General features: G+C 62.9%; 1 protein-coding gene. It reads left to right on the plus strand.

Annotation, left to right across the window (positions count from 1 at the left end; all coding sequences use genetic code 11):
• The first annotated feature begins 115 nt into the window (after positions 1-115).
• Entirely contained in the window at positions 116-1,156 is a 1,041-nt protein-coding gene (locus ACSQ3E_RS30830; protein WP_436125511.1) for an IS110 family transposase, read from the plus strand.
• The last annotated feature ends 309 nt before the right edge of the window (positions 1,157-1,465 follow it).

Genomic DNA, 1,465 nt, shown 5'->3' on the forward strand with positions numbered 1-1,465 from the left:
TTCAACAGATGGGGTGATTGGGGTCTCGCCCGAGCCCAGATGAGGGCGGCTGCTCCTGTCAGGATGTGAGAACGTGGTCGCTTTGGAGCGCCACAAACATCGGGAAGGAGCAACCGTGAAGTATTTTGCCGGACTGGACGTGTCTTTGGAAGAGACCGCGATTTGCGTCGTCGATGAGAGTAGTCGGATCGTGAAGGAAACACGAGCGGCGAGCGAACCACAGGCCTTGTCCGATGCATTGCGGAAGCTCGATCTGCCGCTGGAGCGCATCGGGCTGGAAGCGTGCTCGCTGACAGCCTGGCTTCACGATGGGTTGTGCGCCGAAGGCCTGCCAGCGATCTGTATCGAGACCCGCCAGGCCAATGCGGTCATGAAGACGATGCCCAACAAGACCGATCGCAACGATGCCCGCGCGCTTGCGCAGATCATGCGCACGGGTTGGTATCGGCAGGTGCATGTGAAGAGCCGGCAATGCCGGTTATGGCGCGCGCTGTTGGTTGCCCGCCGCACGGTGCTGAACCAGATGCGCAGCATAGAGAATGTTGTGCGCGCCATCCTGCGCGAGGCCGGTGTCAAGCTCGGCACGCCCTCACGCACCTCCTTTGCCGATCGCGTGCGCGAGCTGGCCGGCACCGACGCCGAGGCGATGGTGATGGTCGAGCCGCTGCTTTCGATCCTCGGCTCCATGCTCAACGAGTTCGCCCGCCTGACCAAGCAGGTTCTCGACATCGTGCGCAAGGAGGCCGTCTGTCGGCGACTGATGAGCGCGCCCGGCGTCGGGCCGATCACCGCGCTCACCTTCCGCGCTACCATCGACCGTCCGGAGCGCTTCAGCTCCTCGCGGGCAGTGGGAGCACATCTGGGGTTGACGCCGGCGCGCTACCAGTCCGGCGAGACCGACATACCGGGCAAGGTCAGCCGCTGCGGTGACGAGCTCGCCCGCACCGCCCTCTACGAGGCAGCACATTCGCTGCTCGTGCGCTCGAAGAAATGGTCGAGCTTACGCGCCTGGGGCATGAACATCGCCAAACGCCGCGGCATGGCGCGAGCCCGCGTGGCGGTAGCCCGCAAACTGGCCGTCGTCCTGCATCGCATGTGGGCCGACGCAACCGAATTCCGCTTTGGAAAGGAAGCCGCCGGCCCTGCATCGGCATGAAAATAGGACAAGGAACAAAGGAACAAAGGAACAAAGGACCAAAAAAGAACACAGACAGTGGTTCGCCCGAGAGGGTGATCCGGATCGTTCCCGTGGGGACGATGGGCAAGGCGATCTCGTTAGCAGGCACGATCCTGGGCGAATTCTCCAAGGTCGTTCAACAGATTGAGACACCTCGCTCTCCTGACCCCATCATGCGGCGGCTCCGCGCCGACCGCGAAGAGAAGCGAGCGACCCGCGGGGCGACGTGATCCGGAAAAAGACAGGAAAAGCTTGACCTCACCGACCCCAATCAGAGAAGCCTGCTAG

This window comes from Aminobacter sp. LjRoot7, assembly GCF_964252895.1.
Taxonomy (GTDB): domain Bacteria; phylum Pseudomonadota; class Alphaproteobacteria; order Rhizobiales; family Rhizobiaceae; genus Aminobacter; species Aminobacter aminovorans_B.